We start from the raw sequence: 20,313 nt of genomic DNA on the forward strand, positions 1-20,313 counted from the left end.
GCCGGCTGTACCAGACGACAGTCGGCCCCTCACGCACACCACCGCCCGAATCCTTGACACCCCAGGAGTGCAGGACCGTGTCGCATTCGTCCTCTCCGGTAATTGAAACCGTTGTCGAGCAGTCTTCCCGTGTCCTCAAAACATATGCAGTCGACCCCGGTCTCGTAGCTGAGCACGCCAATGGAGAGCGTCGCATCACCCAAGGGGGATACGGCGATCGTCAGCTTTTCGAGCTCGTTCAGAACGCGGCTGACGAAATCACGGCCGAGCCCGGCGGAAGAATCCACGTCGTCCTCACCGGTACCCACCTGTACTGCGCGAACGAAGGAAATCCTGTCACCCCCGAGGGCGCTGAGACAATTCTTCGAATGAGTATGTCGAAGAAGCGCGGCGGGCAGATCGGCAGGTTCGGTGTGGGCGTGAAGTCCGTCCTCGTCGTGACCGACACACCGGAATTCTTCAGCAGCACCGGGAGTTTCGGGTTCGACCGCGCCTGGTCGTACGAGCAAATCAAGAGTGTGCCCGGCGTAACCTCGCGATACGGTGCGGAATTCGACGCCCCCGTGCTGCGGATGGCTCGCCCTCTCGACGTGCAGGCCGAGCGCACCGCCGACCCCGTCCTGCACGAGCTGCTGGGCTGGGCGACCACCGTCGTACGCCTGCCCTTGCTCCCGAAGGCGGACCGCCGGCTGGGGTTGGACATGCACGGTGGGAGTGCCAAGGAACATGGCGAGCCTCGTGACGAGTTCCCGGTGGGCTTCCAGCTCTTCTCACCACACGTCGCGAAGGTCGTTCTCGAGGACCGTCGTCACCTTCCTGCAGCCCGCCGGGTTCTGACGTCTCGACAGACCGGTGATCTGCACACCGTGACCGAGGAGAGGACAGGGAAGGCCAGCAGCATCCATTGGCGGGTGTTCACCACCACCCACACACCCGGCCGAGCGGCCCAGGCGGACGCCGGTGAACTCCATGACCGGGTCTCGCTGGACCTCTCCTGGGGTGTTCCCGCCCTGCGGAAGAACCCGGAGACGGGCCTGTACGCCAACTCACAGATCCGTGGTCGCGGCAGGTTCTGGTCCTTCTTCCCGACCAAGTACGAGATGTCGTTGAGCGGCATCCTCAACGGCGCGTGGAAGACGAACGAGGACCGTCAGAACCTGCTGGACTCGTCGCCGTTCAACCAGGAGATGATCAAGGTGTCGGCGGCGTTGGTCGTCGACTCGCTCCCCGCTCTGTCGCCCGCCGAGGACCCCGCCGCCTACCTCCCGCTGCTGCCGGGACGAATCAAGGAGGCGATCAGTTGGGCCGACGAGTTCCTGACCCGGGAGATCTGGGCCCGGGCCGCGACCCGTCCGTCGCTGCCCGACCAGGAGGGCGTGCTGCGTACGCCCGCCGAGCTCCGCGTCCACCCCCGGTTCGACAAGAAGGACCTGAAGAGGTCGGCCGGTTGGCTGCGGATGTGGCACGAGTGCCCCGGTCGCCCCTCGAACTGGCTGCACCCGAGCGTCGAGGCCGACTCCCTGCGTTCCGGAAAGGTCGAGCACATCCTCGACGCGGCCAGGCACGAGCGGGCGGATGTCCGCACATGGCTGGAAGCCCTGGTGGGAAGCGGTACCGCCGAGGCCTCGGCGGTGGCGATCCGGATCCTCGCGAACATGATCGAAGTCGGCTCGCCGTACGCGGAGGAGGCACGCAAGGCACACATCGTGCTCACCGAGGAGCACGGACTCGTCGCGCCCGTGCCCGGCCGGGTGTTCCGCCGTGCGGACCAGGGTGGGCTGCGTGAATCCCTCGTGTATGTGGACGGCGCACTCGCCCAGGATCCGTCGTTGGCCCACGCGCTCAACGTTCTCGGCATCCGCGAGGCGGACCTCGAAGGTCGCTTCGTCAGCGTCCTCGACCAGGGCTTCGACGGCTACCGGGACGCCGAATGGCAGCGGTTCTGGGAGCTGTTCCGCAAGGCCGGGATCCGGCACCTGGCGCACCGGGTGTTGGAGCGGATCGCCGCGCCGGGCTCCACGCTGCGCGTGCGTACCGCCGACGGAAAGTTCCGGCCCATCGAGGACTGCATGCTTCCGGGCAGGGTGGTCGACGCGCGGCGTGACCCTACCGTCGCCGTCGACATGACGTTCCACTCCGACGATGTGGCCTTCTTCGCCCAGGTCGGCCTTCGGGACCGGCCCAGCACAGGAGTGCGGCCGACGGGCGGCGAAGCCTGGTTCGAGGAGTACCGACAGGCAGTCCACTCGGCCTATCTGCGCACGCTGGACAGCCAGGCGCAGCGCCCCGCCCTGAGCCGGATGAAGATCGAAGGAGCCGCCATCGGGGGCCCGCTCCATCTGTTCCGCGCGCTCTCCGACGAGTCCCGTGCCGCCTTCCTCAAGGCACTTCCCGACGATGCCGTCGTCGACAACTGGACGCTGCAGATCGGTGCGCAGAGCAGCACTCGGCAGGCCGCGATCTCACCGATCCGCTGGATGTTGCGGAAGTACGGCACGGTTGCCACCTCCCAGGGAATCAAACCGCTGATCGAAGCGGTCGGTCCGCAGCTCTCCGCCTACAGCGACGTGCTGCCGGTCGCCGACCTGTCCCCCGAGAAGGCCCGCAAACTGCGGCTTCCTGCGACGATCGAGGAGGTTCCGGCAGACCGGTGGAACGCGCTCCTCGACGAGGTCTCCCGGAGCGAGGACGACTCCTTCGTGGGCGCCACCTACGTGATGCTGACCCGGTTCGGTGCGGACTTCCCCGAGGACGCTCTCACCCGCTGTCGGATCGGGGACACCTGGGGAACGCGTCCCGACGACGAGATCACGCTCGCGGTCGGGCCCGCCGAGTACGGGGTGCTCCGTGCCGAGCAGGTGCCCGCGTTGCTCGTGCCGACCGTCGAGGACGCCGAGTTGATGGTCGAGAAGTGGGGCATGCACCGCTACTCCGACATGATCAGTCGCGAGACCCGTGAAGTGGTGGAGGGCGATCCGGTGCCACTGGTCGAGCTGTATCCCGGCCTGCGTCGGCACCTCAACAGCTCCAACCGGAACAGCCTGGTGCAGCGGTGCACGGAGCTGGAGGAGGTCACCCGCACACCCAACGGCACCCAGGCCACTCCCCTGGAGGCCGTCCGTCAGGACAGCACCGTCAAGGTACGCGTCCCCCTGGATCCCGAACCGATGCTCCGCCTGATCGATCGCGAACTCGGGCTGGGTCTGGGCGCGGCAGGGTGCCGAGCTGTGCTCGAACACCAGGACCGGATGGCACGGGACAGCGCGTTGCAGGCGGCCCGGAAGGCCGTGCGGGACGCCGAGGACGTGGTCACCAAGATCGAGCTGTTGATCGGGGCGGAGGCGCTCCGGATCGGTCTCCCCGAAGGACTGATGGAGGCGGAGCTGCAAGCAACCGACGGTGTGCAGCCCTCGGGGCAGCGGATCGCGCAGATGGCCTTCAACGCTCACGGCGACGGTGTACTCCATCAGCACGCCCGTGACATCCAGGCACGATTCCCGGACGCGCCCGTCGCCTACAGCGGCTCCTCGTCCGCCGTCGCGTTCGTCTCGGACCTGAAGCTGCCGGTCTCCTTCGCGGGGTCGCGGACCCCGACACCGCCGGCGTTCGAGACCGTCGAGGGCCCTCGGGACTTCCCGAGCCTTCACGGATATCAGGAGGATCTGGTCCGCAACATCACCACCATGCTCGACCGCCTCGCTCCCCAGCGCGGCATGCTGTCGCTGCCGACCGGCGCGGGCAAGACCCGGGTCACCGCCGAGGCCGTGATCCGCTGGGTCAAGCGCGTCGGCGACCTGAACGGACCGCTGCTGTGGATCGCTCAGACCGAGGAACTGTGCGAACAGGCCGTGCAGAGCTGGAAGTTCGTGTGGAGCAAAGTGGGTGCGGAGCGTCCACTGACGATCAGCCGACTCTGGAGCGGCAACGAGGTGGGGAACGTCCTCGAGCACCCACACCTGGTGGTCGCCACCGACGCCAAACTGGATCGCTGTCTGGACACCGAGCCGTACACGTGGCTGCGTCAGGCCGCGCTGGTGATCGTGGACGAGGCCCACACCGCCGTCTCCCCGCGATACACCGCGATCCTGCGGCAGTTGGGACTCACCCAGTACGAGACCGGTCGACACCTCCTCGGCCTGACGGCCACGCCCTTCCGCAACACCAACGAGGACGAGACCCGCCGTCTGGTCGGCCGTTTCGGGAACCGTAGGCTCGACGAGGGTGTCTTCCCGTCCGGTGATCCGTACCGGGACCTCCAGGAATGGGGGATGCTCGCCCAGGTGGAGCACCGCACCCTGGAAGGCGGTCGGATCGAACTGACCCGTGACGAGAAGGCTCAGGCCGAACGGATGGCCATGCTGTCCCGGGCCGCCGAACAACGACTCGCCGACGACCACGCGCGCAGCAGGCGCATCGTCGACTCGGTGGCGGAGCTGCCCGACGACTGGCCGACCCTGCTCTTCGCCACCTCCGTCGACCACGCCAAGTACCTCGCGGCCATGCTCAACGACAGGGGAATCCGGTCCGCCGCCGTGGACGCGACGACCAGCCCGCAGGACCGTCGCACACGCATCGAGAAGTTCCGCGACGGACGTATCCGAGTACTCACCAACTACGGCGTGCTCGCGCAGGGATTCGACGCTCCGGCCACCCGTGCCGTGGTCGTGGCCCGCCCCGTCTACAGCACCAACGTCTACCAGCAGATGATCGGTCGAGGACTGCGTGGCCCGCTCAACGGCGGTGAGGACACCTGTCTGATCCTCAACGTCAGCGACAACATCGCGAACTTCGACACCCGACTCGCCTTCACCCAGTTCGAGCACCTCTGGAGCAGAAAGTGACCGACGCCTACCTCGACAGCCCGCCGCTCACCGACGAGCAGCGGGCCGTCGTCGAGCAGCCCTGGGACGCGCGTGTCCTGGTGACCGCCGGCGCCGGGGCGGGAAAGACGCACACGCTGGTGCGCCGGCTCGACGCGCTGTGCGGTCACGAGGACCCCGACGAGGCCTTGGAGGCCGCCGAGATCCTGGTGCTCACCTTCTCCCGGGCCGCCGCCCGCGAGTTGCGCGAGCGCATCGTCCGTCACGGGGAGCGGGCACATCGGGTGCGGGCCCAGACCTTCGACGCCTGGGCGTACGGGGTGCTCCTTCAGACGCAGCCGGACGGCGAGTGGGGTGCTGTCGGCTTCGACGAGCGGATCAGCGCAGCGACCCGTGCCATCGAGGAGGGTGCGCTGGAGTCCGGCGATGCCGTCCCACCCGCTCATGTCGTGATCGACGAGGTGCAGGACCTGGTGGGCGGTCGCCGAGAGCTGGTGGAGACGCTGCTCGACCGGTACCAGGACAGCTGCGGCTTCACCGTCGTCGGCGACGCCGCCCAGTCCGTCTACGGCTTCCAGATCGAGGACCCTGCCGAACGAGCGGACGAGACCGGGCGCTTCTTCGACTGGTTGCGCGGCTCGTACCTCGACGAACTCGTGGAACTGCACCTCACCCGGAACTTCCGAGCCGTCACCCCCGAGGCCCGGGTCGCGTTGACACACGGGCCCCGACTCCAGCAGGTCACCGCAGCGGACGAGGCGGCCACGCTCTACGAGGAACTCCGCGAGTTGCTTCTGGATCCGGCGAACGACATGGGCGACCTCACCGATCCGTTCACCCTGGAAGGGCTGCGGACCTTCCCCGACACCTGCGCGATCCTCACCCGCGACAACCGACAGGCCCTGGTGGTCTCCGGTCTGCTCCACGAGCACGGCGTCGAGCACCTGCTGCGGCGCCCCCTCGAAGAGCGGCCGGTGCCGTACTGGGTCGCCGAGCTGTTGCGCCGCACCGAGGCGACCGGCCTCACCGAGGACCGGTTCCGCTCGCTGCTCGCGGAGATCCCCCTGCCGTACGAACCGGACGTGACCGGCCTGTGGACGGTGCTGCGGCGCGTCGCGCGGTCGGCCGGGCGCGGTGTGCTCGATCTGGAGCGGCTGCGCCGCTCGGTCGCCGACGGCAGGTTCCCCGACGAGGCAGCCGACCCGGAAACCGCGCGCGTCGTCGTCTCCACCGTGCACAGGGCCAAGGGCCTCGAGTTCGACCGGGTGATCGTCCTGACCCCACCGACCGTCGCCGAGCTGCGCAAGCAGTACAAGAACGACGACCTGGATCTCCCCGCCGAGGCCCGAGCCCTGTACGTGGCGATGACTCGCGCCCGTGAGGATCTGTACCACTCGCGGTCACCCGAGCTGCCGATCCTCAAGAGAGCGGGCGGTCGGAAGAACGGCCGCCGCTACGTCGGCGGATGGCGGCCGTACGAAAGACACGGCCTCGTGGCCGAGGCGGGGGACATCTGCCGGGACAGCCCGCCCGGCCACGACTCCGATGCCGCGGCGACCCAGGCGTACCTCTTGGCGCGGGTCGCCCCCGGGCATGACGTCGTGCTGCGCAAGCGCCACGATCTGCCGATGGGTGAGCACCAGAGCCCGCCGTACGCTCTGGTGCACGACGGCCGGGAGATCGGTGAGGCGTCGGAGCGGTTCCGAGAGGACCTGTTCCAGGTGCAGAAGGTGAACAGGACGTGGGACCCCTGGTGGCCCGACGAGATCCACGGCGCCCGGGTCGACACCCTGGAGACGGTGACCGGCAGCGCCGCCGCCGGCGCGAACGCGGGTCTCGGTGACCGTGGCGCATGGATCGTCCCCCGGATCACCGGCATCGGAAGGTACCGACCGGCCGACGAGAACGAGGAGCAGCGCGCATGACGCAAGTGGCAGGTCGGCACTCCGAGCACTATCGGGTCCGGGACGAGGTGCTGCTGGTGGGGCTCCGCCGGGAGCTTCTCGGTCCCGCCCCGGATGCCGCGCGGGAGGACCGGGACGAGGTCCTCTCCGAGGACGCTCCGATCGACCGCTATCTGACCGGCGTCCTCTACCCGCGATCGGCCGGCTCCACCGCGGAGCAGCGGCTCCGTGAGGACGAGGCCGAGCACAAGGGGCTGGACACCGCCCCGCTGCGCACGCGTGACGACATCGAGGAGTCCGGTACCGCACAGGAGGTGGGCGCGGCGGGCTCCCGCCGCCCCTCGTCGATGGGGCTGACCTTCGCGGTCGACCCAGCCATAAGCGACTCGATCGTGGTCTCGGCGCGTGCGGCCGTCTACGAGCCCACCGATCCGGAGGGCAATCGGATCGCGGCCCGGCGTGCCGAGGCTCGCACCACGTCCGACCAGCGGGAACAGTGGCGACGCAGGCCGCTGTCGCTTCCGGACACCGAGATCGACGTGACCACACCTGCCCCCGACATGCAGTTCGAGCTGGGTGGGGGGGCACGGCTGCGCGTCAACGTCCGACGTCCCCACGCGACCACCGGAACGGTCACCATCACCGTCACGCTCGTCAATACGCACCAGATCGGAGAACGCGAACTCCAGGACGCCTTCTCCCTGTTCCAGTGCGGTCTCACCGTCCGCTCCGCGGACGGCTCCACCGCGTTCGTCGAGCGACCCGCGCCGACCTTCGCCCATGACGCGGAGATCGCCACCAGCAGGCTGCTGCACCGCCACGCCCCGACCTTCGCCGTCGGCCACGGGTGCGCAGCCGAATGGGACTGGACCCCGCCGCCGATCGGCATGACCGACACCCGAAGGGCCGCCGTCGCCGAGGTGCGGAGCGAGTTCGTTCCCACGGTGGAGGTGCTGCTCACCGACTCCAATCCGGAGATCGACAGCTCGGCTCTGTCCATGCTGGGACTGGCGGAGAAGTCCGACAGCGAGGTGCTGGCCGCTCTGGAGGATCTCGCCACGGGCTACCAGCACTGGATCGACCGCAAGGCGGCGGAAGCGGAGGCCTTGGTCGGCGAAACCCACGAGGAGCCCGCGCGGGATCAGGTGGAGGCTTGTCGGGAGGCACTCGACCGGATCCGCGAGGGTATCGAGCTGCTGCGGACCGAGCCCGACCTGATGAGGGCCTTCCGGCTCGCCAATCGCGCCATGGCCGACCAGCGCGCCCGCAGCGCGTGGGTGAAGAACGGCCGGGTCGGGGACCCCGACCCGGCCGCCGGTCACTGGCGCCCCTTCCAGATCGCGTTCGTACTGCTCTGTCTGGCCGGCATCGACAACCCCGACCACCGCGACCGCGAGATCGCCGATCTGCTGTGGTTCCCCACCGGTGGCGGCAAGACCGAGGCCTACCTCGGACTCATCGCCCTCACGTCGTTCCTGCGTCGTATCCGCAAAGGCACGGAAGGCGGTGGTGTAACCGTCCTCATGCGCTACACGCTGCGACTGCTCACCCTTCAGCAGTTCGAGCGCGCGGCGATCCTGCTCTGCGCCATGGAGCACATGCGGCGCAGGACGCCCGAGTTGGGGCATGAGGAATTCTCGATCGGGATGTGGGTGGGTCGATCGGCCACTCCCAACACGCTGGCCGTGGCAGGCCAGAAGCTCGACGAGCTGCGCAGAAGCCTCGACAAGCGCCTCGCCACCGAGAACCCCGTCCAGTTGCACACCTGCCCCTGGTGCGGGACCCGTCTCGACGCCCGGAACTACGAGGCCGACGAGGACGCGAGGCGGATGCACGTCCGCTGTCCCGGCACGGACTGCGAGTTCACCGACGGCCTGCCCGTCCACCTGATCGACGAGGCGGTGTACGACGCGCGGCCGACACTGGTGATCGCCACCGTCGACAAGTTCGCGTCGATGCCGTGGCGTCCGGCGACCTCGGCGCTCTTCAACCTCGACGACCCGGATGACGGCACTCCGCCCCCGGAGCTGATCATTCAGGACGAACTGCACCTGATCTCAGGCCCGTTGGGTACCCTGACCGGACTTTACGAGACCGCAGTGGACGCGCTCGCGAACCGACCCAAGGTGATCGCCTCCACAGCGACCATCCGTCGCGCCGCCGACCAGAGCCGCCACCTCTTCGCACGCGGCGTTCGTCAGTTCCCGCCCGCCGGACTGGACGCCCGCGACTCGTGGTTCGCCGTGGAGACACCGCGCGAGGAGAAGGCGAGCAGGCGCTACGTCGGCCTCCTCTCACCCGGCACCAGCCAGTCCACGCTCCTGATCCGCACGTACGCCACCCTGCTGCACCGGGCCAAACACGCGCAGACGGAGGACGAGGTGCGCGACGCGTACTGGAGCCTCGTCGGCTACTTCAACAGCCTTCGGCTGCTCTCCGCGGCCGAACTCCAGGTCCACGACGACGTGGTGGCCTATCTGGAGCTCCTCGCCGGACGCGAGGGGGTGGCGACCCGCCAGATCACCAACTACTCGGAGTTGACCAGTCGTGTCGACGCCAGCGAGATTCCGACCCGTCTCAAAGGGATCGAGAAGAAGTGTCCCGACGACGACGCGGTGGACGTCCTCCTGGCCACCAACATGATCGCGGTGGGTGTGGACGTGGACCGCCTCGGGCTCATGGCGGTGATGGGCCAGCCGCAGACGACCGCGGAGTACATCCAGGCGACGAGCCGGGTCGGCCGTGCGCACCCCGGCCTGGTCACTGTCATGCTCAACTCGACCCGGTCCAGGGACCGTTCCCACTACGAGAGCTTCCAGCACTTCCACTCGGCCCTCTACCGCGAGGTCGAGTCCACCTCTGTCACACCGTTCTCCGCCCGCGCCCGCGACCGGGGGCTGCACGCGGTGATCGTCGCTCTCGCCCGCCTCCTGATCCCGGCCGCGCGCCCCAACGAAGGCGCGGGCAAGGTCGAGGCCTACGAAGACGTTCTCCGGGGTCGTATCAGGACCGTGCTCCTGGAGCGTGTGCAGGCGGTGTCGCCGGAGGAGGTCGAGGCCACGTCCCGTGCCTTCGACGAGTTCGTCGAGTGGTGGTGCAAGGCGGCCGACATCGACGGCGGCCTGCTCTTCGAACCCAGCAGGGGCAGTCGTGCACCCTCCCTCTTGAAGGCGTACGACGACGAGTCCGAGGACGCAGAGGCGTGGGCCACGCTGTGGAGCCTGCGCGACGTCGACGCCGAGTCCGCCCTGTTCATGGAGGGAACCCGATGACCCCGCCCCCCGCCCGCCGTCGCCGGACCGGTACGAAGGGCGACGTGCCCGCCCACAACCTCCCGCGACGCGGTTCGGTCCGCCGCGCCCAGGCGATCACCACGTACGGCATCGGATCGCTCGTCGCCGTCGACGCCGAGTCCTTCGTCGTCTCCGGCCTGGACGACGCCGACCGGAGCTGGAGCCCCCACGAGTCCCCTCGGATCTACGAACGGCGCCTGGCCCGCCTGCTCGACGTCGACTACTTCCGGCTGCCGCCCGCGTCCGACGACGGCAGCAAGGACGGCCTCAGGGTCCGCCGCTTCCCCCTGATGCATTCCTGCCCCGAGTGCAAGGAACTCCAGCGACACCGCGACTTCAACCCGCCGGCCGGACGCAGTATCTGCGGCACCTGCGAGGTCGACCTCGTACCCTCCCGTTTCGTCGTCGCATGCGAGGCCGGACACCTCGGCGAGTTCCCGTACTGGCAGTGGGTGCACCGTTCCGCGGACCGTGGTGCCTCGACGACCGGGCAGTGCGGGGGAAAGCTCAGGCTGCGCGCGTCCGGGCGCACGTCCTCGCTCCGCTCGATCCTCGTCTCGTGCACCTGCGGAAAGGCTCCCGAGGTATCGATGGAGGGTTCCTTCCGCAGGAACGCCCTCAAGGACCTGGGCCTCAAGTGCTTCGGCCCCCGACCGTGGCTCGGAACGTCCGCGCCCGCCCAGGAGTGTGGGCTCCCTCTGCGCACTCTTCAGCGCGGTTCCTCGGCTGTGTGGCAGCCGGTGCTGAGGTCGGCGCTCTCCATCCCGCCGTGGAGCGACGGCCGCGCGGATCCGCTGGCGGAGCACTGGGACGCACTCCGGATGTACGACAAGCGCGAACACGTCGAGATCTATCTCAAGGGTGTCTTCAAGGGCGAGTGCCCCGTGCCGCTGAACGAGGTGATGGACCTGCTGGACGCCGAACGCGAGGAGGACTCCGACGGCCAGACGGCTCCCACCTTCGACCACCGCTACCGTGCCCTGCGCAACAAGGAGTACGAGCGGCTCCGCTCAGGGAACGACGAGAGCGGGCACTCCCACGACGAACAGTTCGTCTGCGAGGCCCCGTTGGGAGACGGGACCGTACTCGGCCCGCTCGGGGTCACCGGCCCGATGTTGGTGAAGAAGCTCCGCGAGGTCCGCGCCCTCAAAGCATTCACCCGGCTCGCCGACCCCGACTCCACGACCGAGTCGAAGGAGATGCCGCTGTCCGGTTCCCCCTTGCGCTGGCTGCCGGCCATGGAGGTGCGCGGCGAGGGGGTCTTCCTCCGTCTGGACGAGGAGCGGCTCGGCGCATGGGAGAAGGCCACGGCGGTGGCAGCACGGATCGAGCGGATGCGTGCCGCTCACCAGCGGGTGCTGGAGCAGCGGGCCGGCGACCCCAGCAGTGTCGTCCCCTCGCCGGCCACCCCCCGCATGGTGCTGCTGCACACCCTGGCCCACGTTCTCATCAACGAGTGGAGCCTGGACGCGGGCTACCCGGCCGCATCCCTGCGCGAGCGTCTGTACGCCGCCGACGACATGGCCGGAGTTCTCATCTACACCGCGACGAGCGACTCGGCGGGCAGCCTCGGCGGACTCGTCGCCCAGGGCGAGCCGGAGCACCTCGACCGGGCGATCCGCTCGGCCGTCCACCGTGCGGAGTGGTGCTCCTCGGACCCGCTCTGTGTCGAGTCCGAGGCGTCCGGCACGGGCGGCACGAATCTCGCCGCATGCCACGCCTGCGTGATGCTCCCCGAGACGAGTTGCGAACAGAACAACATCCTGCTCGACCGCGCGCTGCTCGTCGGCACACCGGAAATCCCGGATCTGGGCTTCTTCGCTCACCTGTTGGACCGGTGAGGTCGGCGCTGCCCGAAGGGGACCGACAAGAGACCTGATGCTTCTTGTCGGTCCCCGTGACACAGCTCCCCACGTCCGATCGGTCAGTTCCGCCGCTTCACCGGACGGTTCCGGGCTGGGCGGGTTGTCGCCTCGAACTCCCGGATCTGCGACTCGAAGCGGGTCTGCGCGTGGTCCAGCACCTCGTCCGGATCTTTTCCGTGTGCCCGAAGCCAGTGCAGGAAGTCCGTGATCGCGCCGATGACCGCCTCTTCGGCCATGATCGTGTTCAGCCTGTCACCGATGGTCGAAGCGGGCGGCGCCTTCGTCGTGGCATAGACATCGAGCAGCGTCTCGGCACGCAACACCCCTGGGCCGCATCCATGGTCGCTCGCCGGCATGATGCCCGTGTCCAACTCACACCACGTGACCTTCCGCCCCCTGTGGAGCAGAACGCCCCAGCGGTCGGCCACGGCATCGACGAGGGCCATACCACGTCCGCACTCCGAATCGGCCTCCGCGGCCACGAGCGTGGGCACGGCGCGCGTGTCGGGGTCGTGGACCTCGATGCGCAGTCGAGTGCCGTTCACCGAGACCACCAGCGTGACCGGAGTGCCGTGACCGACGTGTGTGATGACGTTCGAAACGAGTTCGCTGACGCAGAGTTGAGCCTCGTCGACGAGCTCGTGCAGTCCCCAGAGTCCCAGTTGGAGCCGCATCAGGCGCCTCAGTGCGGCTACTTCCTCCGGGTCGGACACGAACGTCAAGTCCCACGGTTGCCGAGACATACACGGTGTCTGGATCACTCGGACCTCTTTCGTCGCATGCCGACTCGACTCCGAACCCCATGCTCGACCAAGTCCGCATGCGCAACGGAGCGTCACGCCTACTCACGGTGAGTGGCGTCCGCAGCAAGAATGCAGCCGGCGTATCCCGCTGTGCAATGTGCACGGCGGGATTCCCACTTCCGAGTGATTGGCAGGCTCACCCCTTGGCGGAAGACTGAATGTCCGCTGTTCGACGGATGGTTGAAGAGGTTCGTAATGGCCGGTTCCCCGACGGCGCGACGTCGTCGTCTCTCGATCGAGCTGAAGAAGCTGCGCGAGAAGAGCGGGCACACGTGCGCCCAGATCGGCCAGGCACTGGATTGGAGCGGCTCCAAGGTCAACCGGATGGAGACGGGAAGCGGCAGGGTCCAGCCTTCCGACATCGATGCCCTGTGTCGGTTCTACGGCACGAGCGACGAGCTGCGTGAGTTTCTCAAGTCACTTGCACGGCAGGCCAAGACACGCGGCTGGTGGCAGGTGCACGGGGCGGGCGTTCCCGAGTGGTTCAACATCTACATCGGGCTGGAGCAGGACGCCTCCACGCTCCGGCAGTACCAAAGCGAGCTGGTGCCCGGACTCATGCAGACCGAGGAGTACGCCCGCGAACTCCACGCCACAGGGGCTCACATGTCCGCCCAGGACCTCGACAGGGCCGTACGCGTACGCATGGAGCGCCAGACCATGCTGACTCGCCCTGACGCCCCCGATGCCTGGTTCATCATGAACGAAGGCGCGGTTCGCAACGTCGTCGGCGACAGGGCGTTGATGCGGGAGCAACTCGAACGTGTGCTGGACGCGGCAGAGCTGCCGGCCGTGACCTTGCAGGTTCTTCCCTTCGACTCAGGGACCTGTCCAGCCACGGGATCCTTCACCATGCTCGGCTTCCCCGCTCCCGAGGACCCCGATCTGGTCTACCGGGACGGCATCACCGATGCCGTCTACCTGGAAGGCGAGCATCATGTCCGTGAGTACAGCAGGGCTTTCGACGGGCTACGAGCTGCGGCCCTCAGCCCTCCGCGCTCAACACAGTTGATCAAGACAGTTCTTAAGGAATACGCAAGATGACCATGGCAGATTCCGTCCACGGCAGGCACTTGATGTGGTTCAGATCGTCGTACAGCAACGGTGCCGGAGGCGAGTGCGTGGAGTGTGCGATATCCGCCGATCTCGTCCTGGTGCGGGACTCCAAGGTTGCGGAAGGCACCGTCGTCGTTCGTGGTGATGCCTGGCGTTGCTTCCTCCCGACCCTGAGGAATGAGGGCCGGTCGAGTCGGCCTCATCTCGGAGGAAGCGACGACTGAGTTCGTCGTCCGGGAAGCTCACGGCGTCAAGCAGCCACGAGCAAGCGCGTCTCCGACGTGCCCGGGAGTGGCTTCGTCCACCAGTGGTCGTAGCGGCGGTACGGGGTCGGGTCCGATCGGGTGGTGAGGAAGGTCTGTAGGGCCGTGGCCTCCTCCGTGAGGGCTTCCCAGGTCGGGGTGGGGAGGGGGTGGAAGGCCGTGGCCTCGATGGCGTTGCCGAGGGGGCGCCAGATGCCGGCCACGTGGCCGTCCACCAGGAGGGTCGGGAGGACGTCGCCGTTCATGCGGGTCACGTACGTGCGGTACTCGGGCGGGAGGAGGCGGCCCCGGTCGGCGTAGGCCAGGAGCGTGCTGTCCCACATGGCCATCAGGCGGGGTGGGGCAGGGGTGTCCTCCGGGGGGCGTCGGGCGCCCGGGATGTCGTACAGGGTCTGGCCTGTGTCGGTGGCTTGCAGGGTTTCGAGTTCCTCCGACATGGCGGCCAGTGCCGCTTTGATGCGGCGCTGGGGGATCAGCGCGAACTGGGCCATGTCCGCGATCGTCGCCGGGCCGAAGCCCTGGAGGTAGCGGCGGATGAGGGTGCGTAGGCCTTCGGCCGCCGCGTCCGGGTCGGTGAGGGACGGGCGGGGGGACGCCGCGACGTAGGACTGGCGGGTGTCGAACGACCAGGGGCCGCCGGTGGGGGCGTGCCACAGGGGCGCGTAGTGGCGGAGCATGCGGTGGGCGCCGGTGTCCGGGGTGGTGGCGTCGCCGAGGTGGTCCTCCAGCCATGTTCGGAGTTCGGCGGCCGTGCGCACGGTGCGGTCGGCGTGGTCGAGGAGGAGTGGGAGGAAGGCGTCGGCGTCGGCGGCTGTCAGGCCGGAGGCGCGGTAGCGGGGGTCGCCCAGGCGGGAGCCTCGCAGGGTGGGTTCCATCGCCTCGCGGAACGGGGTGTAGTCGTCCGCGTGAACGGTGTGGACGGTGATCCGCATCAAGGTCGCCCGGACGAGGCGGTGGTCGGTGAGCGCCGCGTCCAGGGTGGTGGGGTCGAAGGGGGACAGACGGTTCCACAGCGCGATGTACGGGGACGCCGGGTGCTGGGCCTGGAGAGCCACGATGTGTCGTATCGCCGTCGGCACGTCCAACTCGGCTCGGCTGAGGAGGAGTTGGCGGGCGAGTGTCGCGCGGTTGAGGGCGCGGGCGGTGAGTTTCGTGGTCCCCATGGGGGGATTCTCTCCCGTCGGCCTCCGCGGTTCCGTCGGCCTCCGCGGTTCCGTCGGCCTCCGCGGTTCCGTCGGCCTCCGCAGCTCCTTCGGCCTCCGTAGCTCGAGCCGCAGGCCCTGCCCTGCCTCGCGGGAGGAGGGCAGGGCCTGCGGTACACGGGGTGCGGGGTGCGTGGTGCGTGGTGCGTGGTACGCCCTACGGCGTCTTCGCCTCGCCCTTCGTCAGGAGCCACTCCTCGTGCAGGGCGCCCAGCGGGATCTTCTTCTGGAAGATCGGTGTGCCGAAGATGGACAGTTGGAGGTTCAGGGTTCCGGTGAGGTCGATGCCGCCGTACAGGGCCCAGGAGCCCTTCGCCGAACCCGTGCCGCTCGCCGAGCCCTCGGCGGTCGCGTCGGCCTCCGCGCGGAGGTACGGGGCGATGTCGGCGGTGACGCCGACCGTGCCGTAGAGGCCGACCGTCGCCTCCGCGCCCATCGCGGCCTTGACGTCGCCGACGGCCGTGACCGTCGTCTTCAGGGGCTCCCCGGTCATGTGGGACTCGCTCACGCCCTGCCAGCCCTTGGCCCAGGTGAAGTTGCCGCCGACGCGGAAGTCGCCCTTGAGGTCCTGCTCGACGTCGACCGTGACGCGGCCGTCGGCGTCCACCTGGAAGTAGCAGACGAGGTCCAGGTTGACGACGATCGGGACGGGGCCGACCTGGATGACGGGATCGGCGTGCAGTTCGGCGAAGGGGATACGGATCGGCTTGCCGTCGGTCGAGCCGGCCGCCCGGCCCTTCAGCGACCACTGGGAGGCCCAGTCGCCGGTCAGGCCCAGGAACGCGCCGCCCGGCGAGGAGCCCGTGCCGGAGCCTGAGCCGTCGTACGAGAAGGCGACCTCGGGGGCGAGTTGGACGAAGCCCTCGACCGAGGCCGCTGCCGAGGCGGGGGCGTCCGGCGCGGTCTCCACGGCCGCGCCCACGTCGATGCGCAGGCTGCCGAGCGGGAGCTTCGCACCCTCGGGTCCGAAGGTGAGGTCGCCGGTCTTGGCCCAGGAGACCTTCACGCCCTGGACGAGCGGGTCGACGTCCAGGGTGGACGGGTCGACGGGGACCGTGCCGTCCGCCTTGCCCTCGCCCAGGACGGAGTTGAGCTCGGCCGGCTCCGTCTCGACGGTCGTGCCGCCGTCCGCCGCCGTGTCGACGATCTCCGTCACCTCGGCCAGCACGCCGTCGGGGGCGCCAGGAGCGGGGGCGCTGGCTATGACGTCGCCGACGGCCACGGCGGGCTTGAGTTTCGGATTCGGATTCGGATTCGGCTTTTGCTTCGCGCCGGTTCCGGGGTCGGTGCCGGTTCCGGGGTCGGTGTCCGTTCCGGGGTCGCTGCCGGTGCCGGGGGCGGTGTCGGCCTCGTCGGGGTCCTGGGAGGCGGAGGCCGTCGTCGACGGAGTCGCGGACGGTTCGGCGTCCGACCCGGACGCCGGTGCCGCGATCACCGCCCGGCCGCTCTTCCTGTCGTACGACGCGACCTTGAGCGCGGAGCTCTCGGCCTTGCCCCGGTCGGCCGCGTTCGCGTCGGCCACGGCGGTGGGGGTGGCGTCACCGGTCGGGGCGGACACGACGGCGAGTTGTTCCTCGGCCGTGCCGGACGCGGGGGAGTCGGCCGTCGTGGCAGCCGCCTTGTCGGCGGTGGAGGGGGAGTCGGTGGAGCAGCCGGTGACCAGCAGGGTCGCGACGGTGATCGCCGACAGTGCCGACAGCAGGGTGTGTCTTCTGAGCTTGTGCACGCGTGGGTCCTCGGGAGCGGTGACAGGGGGGTGCGCTTCAGGAGGGAGAGGGGACGAGGCGGCGGAAGGGCGGGCCATGGCGGCACACATGCCTCGCGGCAGTGCATACGCGGTAGTTACCCCCCAGTAGCCATGCATGAGCATGCCAGGCTCGCGGGGCGCCGTGGACCACTTCCCCCTCGCCCGGCCTGTGACGTGACTCACGCCACCCGCTCTGGCTGCGCGCATTAATTCCCTTGCCGCTCAAGGGAGTTGAGGAATTCACACATCGCCGCGTGCAGGCGGCCCGGCTGGTCCAGATGGACGTCGTGGCCCGCGTCCTCGACGACGGTGAGGTCGGTACGAGTGCCCGGGGAGCGACCGCTCGGCATCCTCGCGGCGTCGGCGGCCGACATGGTGCCGTCGGCTCCGCGGACGACCAGGGCGGGGCAGGTGACGGCGGCCCACTCGCGCAGGTACGACGTCTCGGCCACCTCCTCGATCGCGGCGAGCATCGTGGTGCGGTCCACCCGGGGGTACCAACCGTCGGCGCGGCGCTCCAGGTTGCGGGACCAGGCGACGTGACCGAAGAAGTCGGCTGCCCTGGACGGCGAGTCGAACGGGGTGGGCCAGCTGTCCAGCCAGGCGGCTATCTGGGCGGGCAGAGTGGGGGCGGGGTCGCCGGGGCCCGCCTCGATCAGGATCAGGGAGTCGAGGAGGTCCGGGTGCGCGGCTGCGGCGAGGAAGGCCGTGTGGCCGCCGAGGGACTGGCCCACGAGGGTCAGGGGCGCCTGTCCCGGGAGAGCCAGGCCGAGTTCACTGATCACCGTCACCGCGTCCCGTACGCACGCAGCCCGGCTCATGTCCGCCGGGCGGCGGGTACTCGCACCGTGACCCCGGCCGTCGTACATCACGACGCGGTGGCCGTCCGCCAGGAGCGGCGGCAGGAGGTCGTCCCACTCCCCCATGTGGCCGGCAAGGCCGTGCAGGAGGAGGAGAGTGCGGTCGTGCGCGTGGGGCGGCGTGTGGTCGCGGTGGGCGAGGCGGACCCCGTCCGGGGTGGTGAGGCGGGTGGTGGTGGGCGGCATCGGCCGATGGTCTCAGTCGGCGGGGGTGCGGGGGCGGAGGCCTGGCCCGGGCGGGGGCGGCCCGGCCCGGGGGCGTGGACGGCGGCCCCATCGTCTCCGGCCGGGTCGCGTCCGCGCACCAACTCGGCGCGGCCGCCTCCGCGTTGCTAGGCGCCACGGCCCGCGATCTCTTCGGCGCGTACGACGTCGTCTGGACCACCCTCAGCGCGGTCTGCGGGGTCGGTCCCGGCCGGCCGTGGCCGTACGGGGGCCGAGGGGAGTCCGGCGGGTGACCGCGCAGTAGCCTCGGCCGGGAGACGTCGACGCAGGAGGCAGACAGGCATGGCGAAGGTTCCGACGGCGGCGGTGGCCGCGAGCGGGCTCATCGGCGGGTACGGGGTGGCTCGCTGGACGAAGAAGCGGCCGTTGGGCGGGGCGGTGCTGGCGGTGGCGGGAGCCGCGGCGGCCCGGCAGTGGCAGAAGGCGGCCGGGGGCAGGGCGGCGGGCGCGCTGACCGCCGGGTACGTGGCCGCGTTCGCAGGGTCGCATCCACTGGCGAAGAAGGTGGGGGCCTGGCCGGCGGTGTTCGGGGTCGCCGGGGTGGTGGCGTTGGCCTCCTGGGTGGTGACCGACCGGAAGGGTTAGGGGTTCCGTCCGGAAGAGGGGCAGGTGGCGTTCATGAACGCCCCCTCGGCCCACCACCCTCCCCCCGGAACGCCCGCCGGTACGCGTACGGGCTCGTCCCCACCACCCTCTTGAAGCGGTCCCGGAAGGCCGTCGGGGAGCCGAAGCCCGCCTGGGTCGCGATGCGGTCGACGGTGTGGTCGGTGGACTCCAGGAGGTACTGGGCGCGGCGGACCCTCGCCCGGTGCAGCCACCGCAGGGGCGTCGTGCCCGTCTGTTCGCGGAAGCGGCGGTTCAGCGTGCGGGCGCTGGTGCCGGCGTGGAGCGCGATGTCGTCCAGGGTCAGATCCCGCTCCACGTTCTGCTCCATCCAGCGCAGCAGGGGCTCCATGGTGGCGCCGGCGGGTGCCGGGGGCTGGTCCTGCACGATGAACTGCGCCTGGCCGCCCTCCCGTTCGAGAGGCATCACACACATCCGCGCGGTGAACGCGGCGACCGCCGAGCCGTGGTCCCTGCGGATCATGTGCAGGCACATGTCCATGGCCGCGGCGGCACCGGCCGACGTCAGGAACTGGCCGTTGTCGACGTAGAGGACGTTCGGGTCGACGGTGATCTCCGGGTGGCGGGCCGCCAGGTCGGGGGCCGCGATCCAGTGCGTGGTGGCGCGCAGCCCGTCCAGCAGGCCCGTCGCGGCGAAGATGAACGCGCCCACGCAGATCGACGCGATCCGCGTCCCGCTCGCCGCGGCGGCGTGCAGCGCCTCGGTCACCCCCGGCGGCAACGGCAGGGTCGGGTCGGCCGTCCCCGGCAGGATGATGGTGTCCGCCTCGGCCAGCACCTCCAGCCCGTACGGCGCCCGCACGCTGAACGGCCCCGCCTTCACCACCCCGTCCGCCGCCGCCGAGCACACCCGCACGCGGTAGGCCTCTCGCCCGTCCGGCAGCCGCGCCCAGCCGAAGGTGTCGACGGGGGCCGACATATCGAAGGGGATCACGTCGTCGAGCGCCAGTACGGCAACGGTGTGCATGGCGAGAGCGTAGGCCCGCACCTGATTTCCGCCAAGCCGCCCGGCAGCCCGTCGAACCCGCCCCGACCTCGTCGCTTCCTCACTTCGCCCCCTACTCACCCTCATCCCGGCCCTGGCGAGAATCCGTCGCCCTCTGGCAATCTCGCCACTACTCCCCCTCGTCACCCACCCCGTACGGTCCCCCCGTGACCAAGTTCCTCCTCTCCCTCCACGTCCTCGCCGCGATCATCGCCGTCGGGCCCGTCACCGTCGCGGCCAGCATGTTCCCGCCGAGCGCCCGCAAGGCGCTGGCCGAACCCGACAGCGAGCGGGCGGTGTCGGCCGTACGGCTGCTGCACCGGATCTGCCGGGTCTACGGCGGTGTGGGCATCGCCGTGCCGGTGCTCGGCTTCGCCACGGCGATGAGCATGGGGGTGCTGAAGGACGCCTGGCTGATCGTGTCGATGCTGCTGACCGCCCTCGCGGCCATGGTCCTGCTCGCGCTGGTGCTGCCCCGGCAGGAGGAGATCCTGGAAGGGATCGGGGGCACCGCCGTCGGCCCCAGGGCCACAGCCCGACTCGCCATGTTCACGGGCGTGTTCAACCTGCTGTGGGCGACGGTCACGATCCTCATGATCGTGCGGCCGGGTTCGACCACCGGAGCCTGAGACCTCCCCGAATCCGCAGGGGCCTCTCCCCCGGCTT

At 69.6% G+C, this 20,313-nt stretch carries 14 protein-coding genes; 9 read left to right on the forward strand and 5 right to left on the reverse strand.

The genetic code is table 11. The features are described from left to right. Nucleotides 1-77: 77 nt before the first annotated feature. From RM704_RS36275 to drmB, 4 genes are read left to right on the forward strand one after another with little or no spacing between them, the layout of a single operon-like run. On the forward strand, nucleotides 78-4,841 hold the full coding sequence (locus RM704_RS36275) for a DEAD/DEAH box helicase (protein WP_033531168.1): 4,764 nt from the start codon (nucleotides 78-80) through the stop codon (nucleotides 4,839-4,841). After that, nucleotides 4,838-6,745 (forward strand): UvrD-helicase domain-containing protein, encoded by a 1,908-nt coding sequence (locus RM704_RS36280; RefSeq protein ID WP_192829813.1) that lies wholly within the window; start codon nucleotides 4,838-4,840, stop codon nucleotides 6,743-6,745. The genes RM704_RS36275 and RM704_RS36280 overlap by 4 nt, the downstream gene beginning before the upstream one ends. Next, on the forward strand, nucleotides 6,742-9,996 hold the full coding sequence (locus tag RM704_RS36285; protein ID WP_033531166.1) for a helicase-related protein: 3,255 nt from the start codon (nucleotides 6,742-6,744) through the stop codon (nucleotides 9,994-9,996). Before RM704_RS36280 ends, RM704_RS36285 begins: the two co-directional genes overlap by 4 nt. Beyond that, the gene (gene drmB / locus RM704_RS36290) at nucleotides 9,993-11,858 is read left to right on the forward strand and encodes a DUF1998 domain-containing protein (RefSeq protein ID WP_033531165.1); all 1,866 of its coding nucleotides are present in this window, start codon (nucleotides 9,993-9,995) and stop codon (nucleotides 11,856-11,858) included. The genes RM704_RS36285 and drmB overlap by 4 nt, the downstream gene beginning before the upstream one ends. Before the next feature lie 83 nt (nucleotides 11,859-11,941). On the opposite strand, the gene RM704_RS36295 is transcribed toward drmB, so the two are convergent. After that, nucleotides 11,942-12,625 carry an ATP-binding protein gene (locus tag RM704_RS36295; RefSeq protein ID WP_033531164.1) on the reverse strand — a complete coding sequence of 228 codons (684 nt, stop codon included), beginning with the start codon at nucleotides 12,623-12,625 and terminating at the stop codon, nucleotides 11,942-11,944. A gap of 255 nt (nucleotides 12,626-12,880) precedes the next feature. On the opposite strand from RM704_RS36295, the gene RM704_RS36300 reads away from it, so the two are divergent. Together RM704_RS36300 and RM704_RS36305 are read left to right on the forward strand one after the other, a co-directional pair. Continuing rightward, on the forward strand, nucleotides 12,881-13,729 hold the full coding sequence (locus RM704_RS36300) for a helix-turn-helix domain-containing protein (protein ID WP_033531163.1): 849 nt from the start codon (nucleotides 12,881-12,883) through the stop codon (nucleotides 13,727-13,729). Nucleotides 13,730-13,761: 32 nt separating this feature from the next. After that, nucleotides 13,762-13,965: a DUF397 domain-containing protein gene (locus RM704_RS36305; RefSeq protein WP_311592189.1), complete on the forward strand. Its 204-nt coding sequence runs from the start codon at nucleotides 13,762-13,764 to the stop codon at nucleotides 13,963-13,965. Nucleotides 13,966-13,991: 26 nt separating this feature from the next. Here RM704_RS36305 and RM704_RS36310 read toward each other — a convergent pair whose 3' ends face one another. The 3 genes from RM704_RS36310 to RM704_RS36320 form a co-directional block, all read right to left on the reverse strand. Continuing rightward, the gene (locus RM704_RS36310; RefSeq protein WP_033531162.1) at nucleotides 13,992-15,167 is read right to left on the reverse strand and encodes a winged helix DNA-binding domain-containing protein; all 1,176 of its coding nucleotides are present in this window, start codon (nucleotides 15,165-15,167) and stop codon (nucleotides 13,992-13,994) included. 196 nt (nucleotides 15,168-15,363) lie between these two features. Beyond that, nucleotides 15,364-16,932, reverse strand: a complete 1,569-nt coding sequence (locus RM704_RS36315; RefSeq protein ID WP_033531161.1) for a hypothetical protein — start codon at nucleotides 16,930-16,932, stop codon at nucleotides 15,364-15,366. A gap of 227 nt (nucleotides 16,933-17,159) precedes the next feature. Continuing rightward, nucleotides 17,160-17,999 (reverse strand): alpha/beta fold hydrolase, encoded by an 840-nt coding sequence (locus RM704_RS36320; RefSeq protein ID WP_033531160.1) that lies wholly within the window; start codon nucleotides 17,997-17,999, stop codon nucleotides 17,160-17,162. A gap of 74 nt (nucleotides 18,000-18,073) precedes the next feature. Here RM704_RS36320 and RM704_RS36325 point away from each other — a divergent pair, with 74 nt between their 5' ends. After that, nucleotides 18,074-18,271, forward strand: coding sequence for a hypothetical protein (locus tag RM704_RS36325; RefSeq protein WP_033531159.1), 198 nt, complete (start codon nucleotides 18,074-18,076; stop codon nucleotides 18,269-18,271). 49 nt (nucleotides 18,272-18,320) lie between these two features. Beyond that, complete coding sequence (locus tag RM704_RS36330; RefSeq protein ID WP_033531158.1) at nucleotides 18,321-18,623, forward strand: hypothetical protein; 303 nt, start codon at nucleotides 18,321-18,323, stop codon at nucleotides 18,621-18,623. 31 nt (nucleotides 18,624-18,654) lie between these two features. Here RM704_RS36330 and RM704_RS36335 read toward each other — a convergent pair whose 3' ends face one another. After that, nucleotides 18,655-19,629, reverse strand: coding sequence for a GlxA family transcriptional regulator (locus tag RM704_RS36335; RefSeq protein WP_033531376.1), 975 nt, complete (start codon nucleotides 19,627-19,629; stop codon nucleotides 18,655-18,657). Nucleotides 19,630-19,814: 185 nt separating this feature from the next. Here RM704_RS36335 and RM704_RS36340 point away from each other — a divergent pair, with 185 nt between their 5' ends. Beyond that, on the forward strand, nucleotides 19,815-20,276 hold the full coding sequence (locus RM704_RS36340) for a hypothetical protein (RefSeq protein ID WP_033531157.1): 462 nt from the start codon (nucleotides 19,815-19,817) through the stop codon (nucleotides 20,274-20,276). Nucleotides 20,277-20,313: the final 37 nt, after the last annotated feature.

Source organism: Streptomyces gottesmaniae, assembly GCF_031845845.1.
Classification (GTDB): Bacteria; Actinomycetota; Actinomycetes; order Streptomycetales; family Streptomycetaceae; genus Streptomyces; species Streptomyces akebiae.